At 61.9% G+C, this 14,037-nt stretch carries 10 protein-coding genes; 5 read left to right on the top strand and 5 right to left on the bottom strand.

Annotated features, from left to right (window positions below; all coding sequences use genetic code 11):
• Positions 1-12 precede the first annotated feature (12 nt).
• The 3 genes from ACQ4MM_RS03590 to ACQ4MM_RS03580 are packed head-to-tail and all read left to right on the top strand — an operon-like array spanning position 13 to position 2,913.
• Complete coding sequence (locus ACQ4MM_RS03590) at positions 13-1,221, top strand: urate hydroxylase PuuD (RefSeq protein WP_431476085.1); 1,209 nt, start codon at positions 13-15, stop codon at positions 1,219-1,221.
• Positions 1,218-2,447, top strand: coding sequence for an ArgE/DapE family deacylase (locus tag ACQ4MM_RS03585; RefSeq protein WP_431476084.1), 1,230 nt, complete (start codon positions 1,218-1,220; stop codon positions 2,445-2,447). The genes ACQ4MM_RS03590 and ACQ4MM_RS03585 overlap by 4 nt, the downstream gene beginning before the upstream one ends.
• Before the next feature lie 13 nt (positions 2,448-2,460).
• On the top strand, positions 2,461-2,913 hold the full coding sequence (locus ACQ4MM_RS03580) for an acyl-CoA thioesterase (RefSeq protein ID WP_431476083.1): 453 nt from the start codon (positions 2,461-2,463) through the stop codon (positions 2,911-2,913).
• Here ACQ4MM_RS03580 and ACQ4MM_RS03575 read toward each other — a convergent pair.
• The gene (locus ACQ4MM_RS03575) at positions 2,906-5,269 is read right to left on the bottom strand and encodes a prolyl oligopeptidase family serine peptidase (protein ID WP_431476082.1); all 2,364 of its coding nucleotides are present in this window, start codon (positions 5,267-5,269) and stop codon (positions 2,906-2,908) included. The genes ACQ4MM_RS03580 and ACQ4MM_RS03575 overlap by 8 nt on opposite strands.
• A gap of 143 nt (positions 5,270-5,412) precedes the next feature.
• Between ACQ4MM_RS03575 and ACQ4MM_RS03570 the strand changes: the two genes are divergently transcribed.
• Positions 5,413-6,753 carry a S41 family peptidase gene (locus ACQ4MM_RS03570; RefSeq protein ID WP_431476081.1) on the top strand — a complete coding sequence of 447 codons (1,341 nt, stop codon included), beginning with the start codon at positions 5,413-5,415 and terminating at the stop codon, positions 6,751-6,753.
• A 48-nt stretch (positions 6,754-6,801) separates the two neighbouring features.
• Here ACQ4MM_RS03570 and ACQ4MM_RS03565 read toward each other — a convergent pair whose 3' ends face one another.
• On the bottom strand, positions 6,802-7,281 hold the full coding sequence (locus ACQ4MM_RS03565; protein ID WP_431476080.1) for an outer membrane beta-barrel protein: 480 nt from the start codon (positions 7,279-7,281) through the stop codon (positions 6,802-6,804).
• A gap of 117 nt (positions 7,282-7,398) precedes the next feature.
• On the opposite strand from ACQ4MM_RS03565, the gene ACQ4MM_RS03560 reads away from it, so the two are divergent.
• A complete protein-coding gene (locus ACQ4MM_RS03560; RefSeq protein WP_431476079.1) occupies positions 7,399-9,702 on the top strand; it encodes a DNA polymerase II in 2,304 nt (767 codons plus the stop codon).
• On the opposite strand, the gene ACQ4MM_RS03555 is transcribed toward ACQ4MM_RS03560, so the two are convergent.
• From ACQ4MM_RS03555 to ACQ4MM_RS03545, 3 genes are all read right to left on the bottom strand, one after another.
• Positions 9,699-12,452, bottom strand: a complete 2,754-nt coding sequence (locus ACQ4MM_RS03555; protein ID WP_431476078.1) for a TonB-dependent receptor — start codon at positions 12,450-12,452, stop codon at positions 9,699-9,701. The two genes, ACQ4MM_RS03560 and ACQ4MM_RS03555, sit on opposite strands and share 4 nt — an antisense overlap.
• A gap of 42 nt (positions 12,453-12,494) precedes the next feature.
• Positions 12,495-13,010 (bottom strand): hypothetical protein, encoded by a 516-nt coding sequence (locus ACQ4MM_RS03550; protein WP_431476077.1) that lies wholly within the window; start codon positions 13,008-13,010, stop codon positions 12,495-12,497.
• A 69-nt stretch (positions 13,011-13,079) separates the two neighbouring features.
• Positions 13,080-14,018: a DMT family transporter gene (locus tag ACQ4MM_RS03545; protein ID WP_431476076.1), complete on the bottom strand. Its 939-nt coding sequence runs from the start codon at positions 14,016-14,018 to the stop codon at positions 13,080-13,082.
• Positions 14,019-14,037: the final 19 nt, after the last annotated feature.

Here is a 14,037-nt window from a genome sequence, read left to right as displayed (position 1 = left end):
TCAAGGATTTACATGGAATACCTGCTGCCCTACGGCCTGGAATGGGCGAACCTGCTGGTACGCTGGCTGCACATCATCACGGGTATAGCGTGGATCGGCGCGTCGTTCTATTTCGTATGGCTGGACAATTCGATCCGTCCGCCGGCTCCAGGTTCGGACCTGGCGAAGAAGGGCGTTTCCGGCGAGTTGTGGGCGGTGCATGGCGGCGGTTTCTATAACCCGCAAAAATACCTGGTGGCGCCGGCCGAACTGCCGAAGGAACTGCACTGGTTCAAGTGGGAGGCGTATACCACCTGGTTATCGGGCATTGCGCTGCTGACCATCGCCTATTATTTCAATGCGCAGGCCATGATGGTGGACAAGCAGGTGGCCGACCTCTCCAGCCTGCAGGCGGTCGGCATCGGCATCGGCTTCCTGGTTGCAGGCTGGGTGGTGTACGACGCGCTGTGCCGCTCCCCGCTGGGCAAGAGCGAGAACTGGCTTGGCCTGGTCGTGTTCCTGCTGCTGGTTGCGGCGGCTTATGTGCTGACGCACCTGCTTAGCGGGCGCGCAGCCTTCATTCATATCGGCGCCATGGTCGGCACTATCATGGTGGCCAACGTGGCGATGCTGATCATTCCGGGCCAGCGCAAGATGGTGCAGGCCATGCAGGCTGGCAGCCTGCCGGATCCGATCCACGGCATCAAGGCCAAGCAGCGCAGCGTGCATAACAACTACTTCACGCTGCCGGTGCTGTTCATCATGATCAGCAACCACTATGCGATGACTTACCAGAACAAGAATGCCTGGCTGGTGCTGGGCTTCATCATGGCGGCAGGCGTCTTCATCCGCCACTTCTTCAACCTGCGCCACAAAGGGCGCGTCGAGTGGCGCTATCCAGCGATCGGCGTGGCACTGCTGCTGGCGGTTGCGGTGGTGATTGCTCCGTCCAAGCCAGTTGCCGTGAAGCCTGCCGCGGATCCTGCCGCGCAATTCGCGAAAGTGAAAACCATTCTCGACCAGCGCTGCCTGGCCTGCCATTCGGCGACGCCAACTCAGCCGGGCTTCGCTACCGCGCCAGCTGGCGTAATGTTCGACACGGCCGACCAGATCCACCAGCGTGCGGCCCAGATCCACAAGCGCGCGGTGGAGCAGAAGGATATGCCGATCGGTAACCTGACCAATATGACTGACGCAGAACGTGCCGAGCTTGGCGCCTGGTTCGCTGCAGGAGCAAAATGATGAATACCAAATTGACCCAATGGATCGATGACCACTTTGATGAAGAAGTGGCCTTCCTGCAGCAGGTGCTGCGCGTGCCAACCGATACCCCGCCCGGCAACAACACGCCGCATGCGGAAACTGTGGCGGAGCTGGTAAAGGCTTATGGCTGGAGCGCGGAAAAGCACGTCGTGCCGGAACAGGAAGTACGCGATTACGGCATGGAATCGATCACCAACCTGATCATCCGCCGCGCATATGCGGCGGGCGGCCCGACGGTTGCGCTGAACGCGCATGGAGACGTGGTGCCGCCGGGCGAGGGCTGGACCTATCCGCCCTACGGCGGCGTGATCGACAACGGTTATATCTACGGCCGTGCCGCAGCCGTGTCGAAGTGCGACTTCGCCACCTACATCTTCGCCGTGCGCGCGCTGGAAGCGCTCGGCGTCAAGCTGAAAGGCGGAGTCGAGCTGCACTTCACGTATGACGAGGAATTCGGCGGCCTGCTTGGCCCTGGCTTCCTGCTGCGTGAAAAACTGACCAGGCCGGATTTCGTGATCGCAGCGGGCTTCAGCTACAACATCGTCACGGCGCACAACGCCTGCCTTCAGTTTGAAATCACGGTGCATGGCAAGTCCGGTCACGGCGCCATGCCGGAAACCGGTCACGATGCGCTGCAGGCTGCAACGAAGGTCCTCAATGCAATCTACGGTCAGTTGCCTGAACTGAAAAAGATCAAATCCAGGGTGCCGGGCATCGATTCGCCGACCATGCTGGTGGGCCGCATCGACGGCGGTACCAATACCAATGTAGTGCCGGGCAAGGTCGTGATGAAGATGGACCGCCGCATGATCCCGGAAGAAGACCCGCTTGCGGTGGAAGCGCAGGTGCGCAAGCTGATCGAAGAAGCCGTGCAGGGCGAGCCTGGAATCCGCCTGGAGATCAAGCGCCTGCTCCTGTCGCATGCCTTGCGTCCATTGCCGGCCGGTGAAAAGCTGGTATCCAATTTACAGAAAAACGCGCGCGAAGTGCTGGGCGAGGATATCCCGGCGGTTGGCACGCCGTTGTACGCTGATGCGCGACTGTACGGCGAACAAGGCATTCCCGCAGTACTATATGGCGCTGGGCCGCGTAGCGTGCCCGAATCGAATGCCAAGAAGGCGGATGAAAAACTGCTGCTGGAAGACTTGCGCAAGGCAACCAAGATCGTGGCCCTGACTTTGCTGGACTTCCTCGCAGCCGAATAAAAGGGGAGTAGCAATGTTTGAGCGCAAGATGCTGGCCGGCTGGGGCGATATGGATTTCAACAGCCATATGGCCAATACGGCTTACCTGAACAAGGCCGGCGATATCCGCATGATGTTCCTGGGCGAGAATGGATTCCCGATGGCGGAGTTCAAGCGCCTGAACATTGGCCCTGTCGTGATGAAGGACGATATCGCGTATTTCAAGGAAGTGCTGCTGATGGATACCATCACCGTGACGCTGGCGCTGGCCGGGATGTCGCAAGATGGCAGCCGCTGGATGCTGCGCAGCGACGTGTATCGCAGTGATGGGAAGTTGTCCGCCCGGATCAACAGCTCGGGCGGCTGGCTCGACCTGACGGCGCGCAAGCTGGTCACGCCGCCACCGGCGCTGCTGGCAGCCTGGCATTCGCTGTATCAGACAGACGATTTCCAGGCGCTGCCAAGCAGCGTTGTCAAACCTACTTGAGGGTGCTCTCGAACAGCTTGTAGATGCGGCGGTACTGGTCGTACCAGCTCTCAGGCTGAACGTAGGCGTGGCGTTCCAGCGGGTACGCCGCCAGTTCCCAATTGTCCTTTTTCAGCTCGATGAAGCGCTGTGCCATGCGCACCGAATCCTGGAAGAACACATTGTCGTCCACCATGCCGTGGGCGATCAGCAGGTGGCCTTTCAGCTTATCCGCATACTCGATCGGCGAGGATTTGCGGTAAGCCTCCGGATCGATGTCCGGTGTGTTCAGGATGTTGGCGGTGTAGCCGTGGTTGTAAGTGGTCCAGTCGGTCACCGGGCGCAGTGCGGCACCGGCCTTGAACAGATCGGGCTCGCGCAGCAGCGCCATGAAGGTCATGAAGCCGCCGTAGCTGCCGCCGTAGATGCCGACCTTGTCGATATCGCCCTGGTGGTTCGCCGCCAGCCACTTTGCACCGTCCACATAGTCGTCCAGTTCAGGATGTCCCATCTGGCGGTAGATCGCCGTGCGCCAATCGCGGCCGTAGCCTTTGGATGCGCGGTAGTCCATGTCCAGCACAATGTAGCCTTTTTCAACCAGCAGGTTGTGGAACATCTGCTCGCGGAAGTAGTTCGGGAAGCGGTTGTGGGTGTTCTGCAGGTAGCCGGCACCGTGCACGAACATCACGATCGGGTACTTCTTGCCCGGTTCCAGCGTAGCCGGGCGATACAGCTTGGACCAGATCGGCTGGCCTGCGCCATGGGTCGACGGCACGGCCACCATCTGCGGCTGGATCCATTCGCGTGCCTTATATTCGGCGCTGCGGGTATCGGTCAACCTGGTCGCGGCGCCGCCGGTAGCCGGCACGGTGGCCAGTTGCGAAGGCACGTAAGCGGACGAATAGTGGACCAGCAGCTTGCGCTGGTCGGGCGACAGGTCGAACTGTTCGACCCCGCCATTGAGCTGGGTCACTTCGCGCACGGTGGCATCCTTGGCCGAGGTGGAGCACACCTCATATTCGCCTGGGGTGCGGCGGTTGCACAGCATATAAGCCAGGGTGCCGTCGGCATTCCACTTCACGTTCGACGCCTCCCATTTGCCGCTGGTCAGGGCGCGCTGCTTGCCGTCCTCGCCCAGGGTGTACAGGTGGGCGTAGCCGGTTTCCTCGGACATGAACCACAGCGTGCTGTTGTCAGGCAGCCAGCCGAAGTCGTTGTAGCTGTAGTTGATCCAGGCGTTGTCGGTCAGGTGGTGCAGGGACTTCAGCTTGGCGCCTTCGAGGTCGATGCCGGCCAGCCAGCGATCCTTGTTGTCGACAGTGCGCAGCATGACGGCAAGCTTGGCGCCGTTGTCGCTCCAGGCGATGCCGTCGCCTTCGTCGGCTTCCAGACGGATGGCGCGGTTGCCTTTCAAGGCCGGCTGCTTGGCTGCTTCGCGCAGGCTTGCCAGCGGGTCGTTGGCGATGCCCGGCAGGGAATCGAGCGGCAGGTCCTTGATGGCGCCGGTGTGCAGGTCGACCAGTTTCAGCGATTGGGCCAGGGGCAGGTTGCGGCCGACCCGTGGGCGCTGATCGTCGAATTCTTCGTAGCCCGATTCGGTCACGTAGCGCGGCAGCTTGCCGACGCGGCCGTTGTCGCTGCTTTTCGGCGAAGTGGCCACCACCAGCCAGCGGCCATCCGGCGACAGCGAAGAAGCATCGATCGAGACCTTTTCGCCGAAGTAGATCGGCGCGGGAGCGCGGGTGGCGTCGGCAGAGCGTTCCGCCTTGGCGCGGGCGCGCGTTTCGTCGCGTTCATCTTTCTGGCGCTTGAGGGTGGCGATCAGGCGCAGCTGCATGTCGCGCAGGTAGTCTTCGTCCGGTGCTGCGGAAGGATCTTTTGCCGCGCGCGGCAAGGCGACAGGGGAGACCAGGCGGTCGGCGCGATTCCAGCTGAACCAGTCGTTGCCGACCTTGAACTGCACGCTGTGACCGTCGGCCGAGTACTGCGGCGTGGAAGCGTTGGCGGTGCCGCGGCTGATCTGCAGCAGGGCGCCGGATTTCAGGTCGCGTTCGAACAGGTCGCCGTTGCGCAGCACGATAGCGCGCGTGCGCTCGCGGTTGAACACCATGCTCGGGCTGTCCTGCCTGGACAGCTCGGAGTCCGCCACCAGGCGTGGCTTGTCGCCGGCCTGGAAGGTGTCGCGCAGCGAGGAGCCGATGCGCTTTTGTTTATAGAAGATCTGCTTGCCGTCCCAGCTCCACCACGCGGCTTCCACGGGCGTGCCGATCCAGTCCGGGTGGGACATGGCCTGGTCGAGGGTGATAGGGGTTGGGGTTGTCGCAAATGCGGGGGCTGCCAGCAGGGCTGCCAGCATGGGAAGTGCAAGTCGTCGCATGGTCTCGAAAAGGAAAATGAAGAACTTCGAGGATTGATTCTAACAGCCGCCCCCTATGCGAAAAGTATCAGGCTTGTAACAGGGTAGCGCCTACGCCGCCGGGCCTCTAGAATATCGGGCATTCAGCTTAATCAGGAGACAAAATGGCAAAAAGCCATGTAGCGGCGCTGGTCCTGGCCCTGGCGGCCACCGGCGCAATGGCGCAGCAGCAGCCTGGCATGCAGTGGGAGACCGCAGCGCTGGCAGGATCTTACAAAGAAAACATCAGTGAGGACGAGAAGGTCGCCGGACTGTCCAAGCTATGGTCGGAAGTGAAATACAACTTCGTCGATACCGCCACCCTGGAAAAGCTGGACTGGGACAAGCTGTACCTGGAAACCTTGCCGCGCGTGCGCGCGACCCGCAGCACCGAGGAGTATTACCGCGTGCTGACAGAGCTGGTGGCAAAGCTGAAAGACGGCCACACCAACGTGATGCCGCCAAGCGAGCTGGCTGAGCGTATGGGCGGCCTGCCACTGCTGGTGACGCGACCGATCGAAGGCCGCGTCATCGTGACCGAGGTACTGGATCCCGGCTTGCGCGCCAAAGGCATCATGCCTGGACTGGAAGTGGTGTCAGTGGATGGCGCCGAAGTAAAGACTTACGCCGCACGCGAAATCGCCCCGTATGTGAGCGCCTCCACACCTCAGGATGAAGCACTGCGCACGTTTGGCACCCAGCTCCTGCGCGGCGCTGTCGGTTCGGCAGCACGCGTGACTTTCCGCGACGCCGCAGGCAAGCAGTTCGAGCAGGCGGTTGTGCGCGTCGGCCGGGATGCCCGCAAGGCTGCCATGGTCAACTCGCCTTCCTTCGAATTCAGCATGCTGCAGGGGGACGTGGCCTACGTCTCGCTGAATAGCTTTGATGACAACAGTGCGGCCGACGCATGGATGGCGGCTTTCGACGAAATCGCCAAGTCTTCGGCGCTGGTGATCGATGTGCGCCGCAATGGCGGAGGCAATTCGGAAGTAGGCTACAAGATCCTGTCCACGCTGGACGACAAGGCCTTCCTGACCAGCCGCTGGGCGACGCGCGACTACAAGCCGACCTGGCGTGCCTGGGACAAGGCGCAGCCGATGTATGCCGAGGCGCCGGATGCTGTGCAGCCTGACCCGCAGCGCCAATATAAGAAGCCGGTACTGGTGCTCACCAGCGCCGCGACTTTCTCGTCCGCAGAAGATTTTGCTGTCGCTTTCGACGTCATGCAGCGCGGCACCCTGGTGGGTGAGGCAACCGGCGGCAGCACCGGCCAGCCACTGCACATCAAACTGCCGGGCGGCGGCAGCGCGCGCATCTGCACCAAGCAGGATACCTATCCGGATGGCCGCGCCTTCGTGGGCGTCGGTGTGCAGCCGCAGCATCTGGTCAAGCAAACGGTCGAAGGCGTGCGTGCCGGACGCGACGAAGTGCTGGAAGCGGCGCTCGCTTCACTTCAGCCCAAATAAAAAAAGCCGCCGGACCAGGTCCGGCGGCTTTCTATGCGAAGCAAAAGCTTAGAAGTGGTAAGCCACGCCAGCGCTGATGTTGTTCGAGCCGCTGATTGGACGCTGCCATTCAACACGGCCGCTGATTTCTTTGGTGAACTGGTAGCTCACGCCAACGCCGAACAGTGCTTTGTTTTCGTGTTCTTTTTCGCCCAGGGCCTTGGCTTCAACGCGGTTGTAGCCCAGGCGGCCGTACACGGCAACTTGGTCAGCCACTGGTACGGAGCCGATTACGGACAGTGCCAGTTGGTTGGTTTTCAGGTCGACGCCCAGGATGTCCCACTTGCCCAGGTTGCGGTAGCCCGCTTCAACGGAGAAGTTCTCGTCGAACTGGTAGCCGGCGAAGATGCCGTAGGAGGCTTTACGGCCATCCAGGTCTTCGTGCTTGCTGGAGCCTACGTCGCCACCGACGTAGAACGATGGTTCAGCAGCGGAAGCTGCGAAGGAGGTAACTGCCAGCAGGGCGGCAGCGGTGATTTGCTTGATCATTTAAGTATTCCTATTTCTAGTTAGGTTGCCTGCTCTTGATTCAAGGCAACATACTATTCTAGCAATGATATTCAAACGGTGCAAGTTTACTGTGTGTGCGTACAGTATAATTTCGGCATGCCTGGTTTTATCCTCACCCGCGCCTGGCGCGATGCCCGCGATGGCACGGAAATCGAGTTCTGGCTCGCGACCGACGACGGCCCCCGCAAAATATTGCTGACAGCACAAGCTTCGGTGGCTTTCGCCGGGGCTTCGCTGCGCGACACCATTGCCACCCTGGTGGCTGACATGCCGGGCATCGACGTGCGCGAAGTGGGCCTCAAGACTTTCCAGCGCGAACCGGTGGTCGGCATCTACGCCAGTCATTACAAGCAGTTGCTGGCGCTGGAGCGCAAGCTGGGCGAGCGCGGCATCCGCCTGTACGAGGCGGACATCAAGCCGCCGGAACGTTACCTGATGGAGCGCTTCATTACCGCTGGCGTCGAATTTGAGGGCGGCAAGCTGCGGCCGGCGCCGGAGTATCGTCCGCGCCTGCGCATGGTGTCGCTGGATATTGAGACCAGCGCTTTCGGCGACCTGTATTCGATCGCGCTGGAAGGATGCGGCCAGCGCCAGGTCTACATGCTGGGCGAGCTGCCCCCGGTGGCGCCCGAAGTGGATTTCGACCTCGAATTTTGCCCGACGCCGCGCCGCGTGATCGAAAAACTCAACGAGTGGTTCAGGGTGCACGATCCGGACGCCATCATCGGCTGGAGCGTGGTGCAGTTCGACCTGCAAACGCTGCAAAAGAACGCGGAAAAATACAAGGTGCCGTTATTGCTTGGGCGCGAAGGCCGCCCGGTTGAATGGCGTACCCACCAGGCGCGCGACGGCTATGTATTCGCCAGCATTCCCGGCCGCATTGCCATCGACGGCATCGAGGCCCTGCGCGCCGCGTCCTGGACCTTCCCATCCTTCAGCCTGGAGAACGTGTCGCAAGCCTTGCTGGGCGAGGGCAAGGACATCGGCAGCGATTACGACAAGATGGCCGAGATCGAGCGCCGCTTCCGTGACGACAAGCCCGCCCTGGCCACCTACAACCTGAAGGACTGCGAACTGGTCACGCGAATCTTCGAGAAGACGCGCGTGATGGATTTTATCCTGGAGCGTTCCCATGTAACGGGGCTGGTGCCCGACCATATGGGCGGTTCGATTGCCGCTTTCAGCCACCAGTACCTGCCGCGCATGCATCGCGAAGGCTATGTAGCGCCGAATGTGGGCGAGATTCCCGCCGTAGCTTCGCCGGGCGGATTCGTGATGGATTCTCGTCCAGGCTTGTACGACTCGGTGGTGGTGCTGGACTTCAAGAGCCTGTACCCGTCGATTATCCGCTCCTTTCTGGTTGATCCTGTCGGCATGGTCGAAGGTGAAGTCGATGACGACGCAGTGCCCGGCATGCGCGGCGCCCAGTTTTCCCGCAACCACCACTGCCTGCCTGCCATCACGACCCAGCTCTGGCAAGGGCGCGACGCCGCCAAGCGCGAAAAGAACGATGCGTTGTCGACCGCGCTGAAGCTGCTGATGAACTCATTCGTCGGCGTGCTTGGCTCCACCGACTGCCGCTTCTACCATCCGCAACTGATCTCTTCGGTCACGCTGCGCGGCCACGAGCTGCTCAAGCTCACGCGCGAGCTGGTGGAAAAAGAAGGCTATGAAGCGATCTACGGCGATACCGATTCGATCTTCATCTGGCTCAAGCGCCCGCATGAAACGGAAGAAGCGCTGGTCATTGCGCGCGCGCTGGTCGCCAAGATCAACAAATGGTGGAAGAACCGCTTGCACAAAAAGTACAAGTTGGAAAGCTATCTCGAGATCGAGTTCGATACCTACTACCGGAAGTTCTTCATGCCGACCATCCGCGGCACTGACATGGGCAGCAAGAAGCGCTATGCGGGACTGACCAGCGACGGCGACATCATTTACCGCGGCCTGGAAGTTGCGCGCAGCGACTGGACTCCACTGGCGCAGCAATTCCAGCAAGGCCTGTTTGCCCGCATCTTCCGTAACGAACCTTACCAGGACTTCGTGCGTGAATATGCCCGCAATACGCTGTCCGGCGCGAATGACGAATTACTGGTGTACCGCAAGCGCCTGCGCCACCGGCTGGACGAATACCAGGTCAACGTGCCGCCGCAGGTGCGCGCCGCACGCCTGGCTGATGAATTCAACAAGGCGCAAGGCCGGCCGCTGCGCTACCAGAACGGTGGCCGCATCAGCTATGTGATCACCACCAGCGGTCCGGAACCGCTGGAAGTGCAGCGCTCACCGATCGATTACCAGCACTACCTCGACAAGCAGCTGCAGCCGATTGCCGACGCCATCCTGCTGCCGCTGCACGACAGCTTTGAAGCGTTGACCACGGCGCAGAAGGCCTTGTTCTAAGGCGTCGGTGTGTAGCGCAGGCCGAGCCAGTAGACCGTCGGAATGGAATGGGTGTCTTTCAGCAGCTTGCCGGCTGCGCCCACTGTGCTGCTTAGGCGCTCGCCGGTCAGGTTCTGCACCTGGGCTAGCAGCGCAAGGCCCGGCTGCAACCGGTAGCTGGCCTGCAGGTCGACCTGGTGGCGGGGCGCCCAGTACAAATCCTGCCATTCAATGTCAGGCACCACCGCACGCAAGGCTTGGCCCTGTTGGTTGAAGGCGGCTCGCAATTCCAGCGCTCCATGGCTGTAGAAGACCGACAGGTTGCGCATCTGGCCGGGCTGGCCCGTCAGGTGGCCGATCGAGCGGGTACGCGTGTCCGTCTTCAGTACTTCCATACGGCCTTTCAGAAAGGTCAAGTTGGCGCTGAAGCCGAAGTCACTCGCGGCAGGATGCAGCCAGGCCAGCGAGTTGACCACCGCGCTGATTTCCAGACCCCTGATGGAGGCCGATGCGGCGTTGACCGGTTTGGTCACGACGGCATTCGCATAGTTGACTCCATCGTAGGTGTAACCCAGCGAAGTGGCGTTGAAAATCTCATCCTTGATGTTCTTCTTGAACACGGCGGCGGACAGCAGGCCTTTGGCCCGTTGCGGCAGTTTCCAGTTGATGGCCAGGTCGGCATTGGTCGACAGGCGCGGCTTGATATCGGGGTTGCCTGCCATGACCGTTACGCCGGTCGCGTCGGGGTTGCCACGCTCAGCGGGGTTCTGGAAGTCGATCGAACTGCGCGCCGCGTATGAATCATAAGCCGGGCGCCCAATGGATTGGCTGGCGCCCAGCCGCAAGTCGAGCGATGGCGTCCACTGGTAGCTGGCCAGGGCGGAAGGCAGGGCGAAATGGTAGCGTGAATCAGTTGGAAGATCGGTCCAAGCGCCCGCTACGCGCGCGCGGCCAATCGTAGACTGGCGGGTGGAGTCGAAGTGCACGCCGAATTGCGTCTTCCAGGCTGCGGCTGCGTAGCCCAGCATGCCGTATGCGCCGGCAATGCGTTCAACGTGCTGGTAGTTGTCCTGGTTGCTCAAGGCGGTTTGGTCCACCGTATTCAGGCCGCCAGCGGCGCGCAAGGTTTCGACGTAGGCGGCGGCTCGCTGCGGGTCGATCGTCAGCATATCCAGATTGGACTGGTTGTACATCAGGCGCGGCCCGGCCGGTCCGAGCGCGTCGGCCAGCGTATCCTGCCTGGCGCTGGTATTCGGCGAATACTGGGTGCGCGCAAGGCTGTAGGAGGATGCATCGCGCGTCAAGCTGGTGCCGACGGCATAGCTCCAGCCCTGGCCATCGCTGTTACTGCGGAAGTCCAGCCGCAGGTATTGGATGTCGTCGCTGGCATTGCGATGGAAGCCGGAATCGGGGCGGTAGTAATTGAGCCTGTAGTTATCCAGCTTGTAGTAAGCGGACGGCGCAATATTGAAGGAGTGATCGAGCGATTGCGTATCGTACCTGATCGCGAAATCCGGTGTCGGGGTGGGCGTTGTTTCGCCGGTCCCCGGTGCGCTGTTGCGGCTGCCCGTCGAGTACTTGATCATCAGGATAGGCTCGCGGTAGGCGGCGCGCGAAGCGCCTGCCCGCAGGCTTGCCACCTGACTGGGCGCGACTTCCCAGTCCAGTCCTGCCTGCAACAGGTTGGTGGCGCTGGTGGCTTGCTGCCGCGAGTAGCCTACTTCAACGTCGCCGGACGCATAGCGGCCCGAGGTGGCTGCCTGCTCCTGCAGCTTGGCGCGGTTGCGCGGATCGATGATGAGCTCGTTGCGCTCCATATCGTCATGGGCTACGTAGCGGCCAACGGTGGCGAAGCCCCGCTGCGTGCTGGAGAAGCGTGCTTCCAGCTTGGCAGTCAGGCCGTAGCGCGTGCGCTTGTTCTGCGCATACCAGTACTTGTCCTGCTGCGGCACGGCAAAGCCATTGCCCTGGTTTGCTCCACCCTGCAGGAGGCCGGCGGCATTGTAGAAGCTCTCATGCGTACTGTCGGTCGTCATGTGGGCGTTGGCGGTGCTGTCCGTCGCCAGGTAGCTGGCGGAAATCACGAGACCATATTGGCGTCGTGGTCCGAACGCTGTGCTGCCGGTGACGGCCAGCCGTTGGCCAATACGGTCACGGCGGCGCGGCCCGGCGGCATCGTCCGCTTTGCCGATTGCGGCATCAAGCGTGAAGAAATCCTTGCCGCCGTGTGCAAAGGCGCTGCGAGTTCGCAAGTCAATGGCGCCGCCGATGCCGTGCGCATCCTGATCGGGCAGGAAAGTCTTCGAGACCAGCATTTCGCTGATCATCGAAGAAGGCAGCAGGTTGAGGCGCGCGCCCCGGCTGGCGGAGCCGTTGCCGTTGGCGATGCCTGGCGATGCAACCGGGATACCGTCAATCGTGACCGGGTTGTAAGCGGCGCCAAGGCCGCGAATCACTGGCGCGGCAGCTTCATCGCGCGGGCGCTCGTTATCAAGGACCGGCAGCACGGCTACACCGGGCAGGCGCCGCAAAACCTCAAGCGGGGTCACGTCGGGCAAGGACTGGACTTCGCTGGCGCTTGCCACGTCGGCGATGCCGCTGTAAGCAAGTTTGGCTCCAAGCGCATCTTGCTGGGGGCGGCTGCTGCCGCTGATGATGACTTCAGTGACTGGTGGCGCCTCACCGGCACGAGCTTGCGCATTCAGGCCTGGCGTGCCGAGAAAGGCGACGGCGATGCCGGCCAAACGGTATTGGTTTTTTAACTGATTCATGCGACATCGGGGGACGCTGCTGCGGAGCCGCGAGTGTAGCGGTTAACTACGCGTTGTGGAGAGGCGCATCACCCATTTGGTGAAAAACAGCAGGAGCACAGTGCCGGCCAGGTCGCCCAGCGCCATCACGGCAAAGCTGCCCAGCAGATCGTCGCGCCCTTCGTACAGCGCGAACCAGATATGGTGCAGCAAGGGACTGGCTATCGAATAGGCGATAGCACAGACCAGTACCTGCCAGGCGGCCAGGTTGGCCAGCGAGCCTTGCAGGTCAAGCCAGCGCCTGGCGCCCAGGTAAACCAGGTACGGAGCGGCGCTGGCCAGGATGCCGCCGGCAAAGGCGCGCACCGGCTCATTCGGGAACAGGACCAGAAAGCAGTAAAGCCAGGAGATCGCCAGCAACCCGATCGCCCCGGCTTCGGCAAAAAGCAGGGTGGCCAGCAGGCGCACGCCGGCCGGGAGGTAGATCCAGTTGATCCCTTCCGCGAATTCCAGTTGCTTGAACAGGAGTTCGTTGATCAGCAGCGCAGCGCCGAACATGACCATCGTCGCAAGGATCATGCAGAGGTTCTGGCGAATGCTTGTCATGCTAGTCGTTTGTCGTGGACGAATCTCCAGATCTTAACACTATCAGGTCACTGCCACGGACGAGCGCCTCGGGCCGTGGGCGAGGGCGCAGGACGCGACGCCCGCCACCAGCAAGGCCATTGCCAATGTCTCGACGACGGTTGGCCAGCGCGCCTCCCACAGGAAGCCATAGAGAGCGGCGAACAGGGTTTCGAACACGATCAACTGGCCCGTCAGCGTCAGAGGCAGGGCGCGGCTGGCGTAGTTCCAGAAGCCGTTGCCGATGATCGAGCAGAGAATGGCGACGCTGGTGACCACCGCCGCGAAGTACAGCCATTCGGCAGCGCTGTGTTGCGGCGCGCCGGAAGGCAGTGCCGGCACCGCGAGCAGGAGCGCTTCCGCACCGGTGACCAGGCCGGTGAGCATGCTCCATTCATGCGGCGTGACGGACTGGAGGCGGGCCAGCCACCGGCTGTTGCCGACCGCGTAGGCTGTCCAGGATGCGAGGGCGCCACTTGCGTACAGCAATCCCGCCAGCGAACCGGATTGCAGGTGCTGCCAGCTTATGCAGCACAGGCCAGCGGTGCTGAGGAAAATTGACGGCACCAGGCTGCGCAGGGGAACGGCACCGGCATCGCGGCTGCCGACCAGGGTGATCATCACTGGCAGCAAACCGATGACGATCGAGGCCATGGCTATGCCGCCGGTCTGCACCGCCTTTGCCAGGAAGAAGTAGTAGATGATATTGCCCGCAAAACTGAGCCAGGCCAGTGCCTTCCATTCGCGCCAGGTCAGCGTGGCGAACAGGCGCCGCCACGAGCGCAAAACCAGGATGGCGGCAATCAGGCCGTAGGCCAGGTAACGGCCCGCCGAGAGCTGGATCGGCGTGAAGCCGCGCGTCAGCTCAGGTGCCAGGAATACCAATCCCCAGAATGCGCCGGCGACGATGCCGGCGACAATGCCAAGCGAAATATTCAACGACCATCTCCCAAATAGGGACATGGTGACTGCCGCGCGCCGG

It is taken from the genome of Massilia eburnea, from assembly GCF_050709955.1.
GTDB classification, from domain to species: Bacteria; Pseudomonadota; Gammaproteobacteria; order Burkholderiales; family Burkholderiaceae_D; genus Rugamonas; species Rugamonas eburnea_A.
The sequence above is the reverse complement of the archived record's forward strand: the minus strand, read 5'-3'. Positions and strand labels throughout refer to the sequence as shown.

What these genes read in the sequence shown, in the direction of transcription:
- ACQ4MM_RS03590 (WP_431476085.1), top strand. Translation starts at nt 13, where the DNA reads ATGGAATACCTGCTGCCCTACGGCCTGGAATGGGCGAACCTGCTGGTA.
- ACQ4MM_RS03585 (WP_431476084.1), top strand. Translation starts at nt 1,218, where the DNA reads ATGATGAATACCAAATTGACCCAATGGATCGATGACCACTTTGATGAA.
- ACQ4MM_RS03580 (WP_431476083.1), top strand. Translation starts at nt 2,461, where the DNA reads ATGTTTGAGCGCAAGATGCTGGCCGGCTGGGGCGATATGGATTTCAAC.
- ACQ4MM_RS03575 (WP_431476082.1), bottom strand. Translation starts at nt 5,269, where the DNA reads ATGCGACGACTTGCACTTCCCATGCTGGCAGCCCTGCTGGCAGCCCCC.
- ACQ4MM_RS03570 (WP_431476081.1), top strand. Translation starts at nt 5,413, where the DNA reads ATGGCAAAAAGCCATGTAGCGGCGCTGGTCCTGGCCCTGGCGGCCACC.
- ACQ4MM_RS03565 (WP_431476080.1), bottom strand. Translation starts at nt 7,281, where the DNA reads ATGATCAAGCAAATCACCGCTGCCGCCCTGCTGGCAGTTACCTCCTTC.
- ACQ4MM_RS03560 (WP_431476079.1), top strand. Translation starts at nt 7,399, where the DNA reads ATGCCTGGTTTTATCCTCACCCGCGCCTGGCGCGATGCCCGCGATGGC.
- ACQ4MM_RS03555 (WP_431476078.1), bottom strand. Translation starts at nt 12,452, where the DNA reads ATGAATCAGTTAAAAAACCAATACCGTTTGGCCGGCATCGCCGTCGCC.
- ACQ4MM_RS03550 (WP_431476077.1), bottom strand. Translation starts at nt 13,010, where the DNA reads ATGATCCTTGCGACGATGGTCATGTTCGGCGCTGCGCTGCTGATCAAC.
- ACQ4MM_RS03545 (WP_431476076.1), bottom strand. Translation starts at nt 14,018, where the DNA reads ATGTCCCTATTTGGGAGATGGTCGTTGAATATTTCGCTTGGCATTGTC.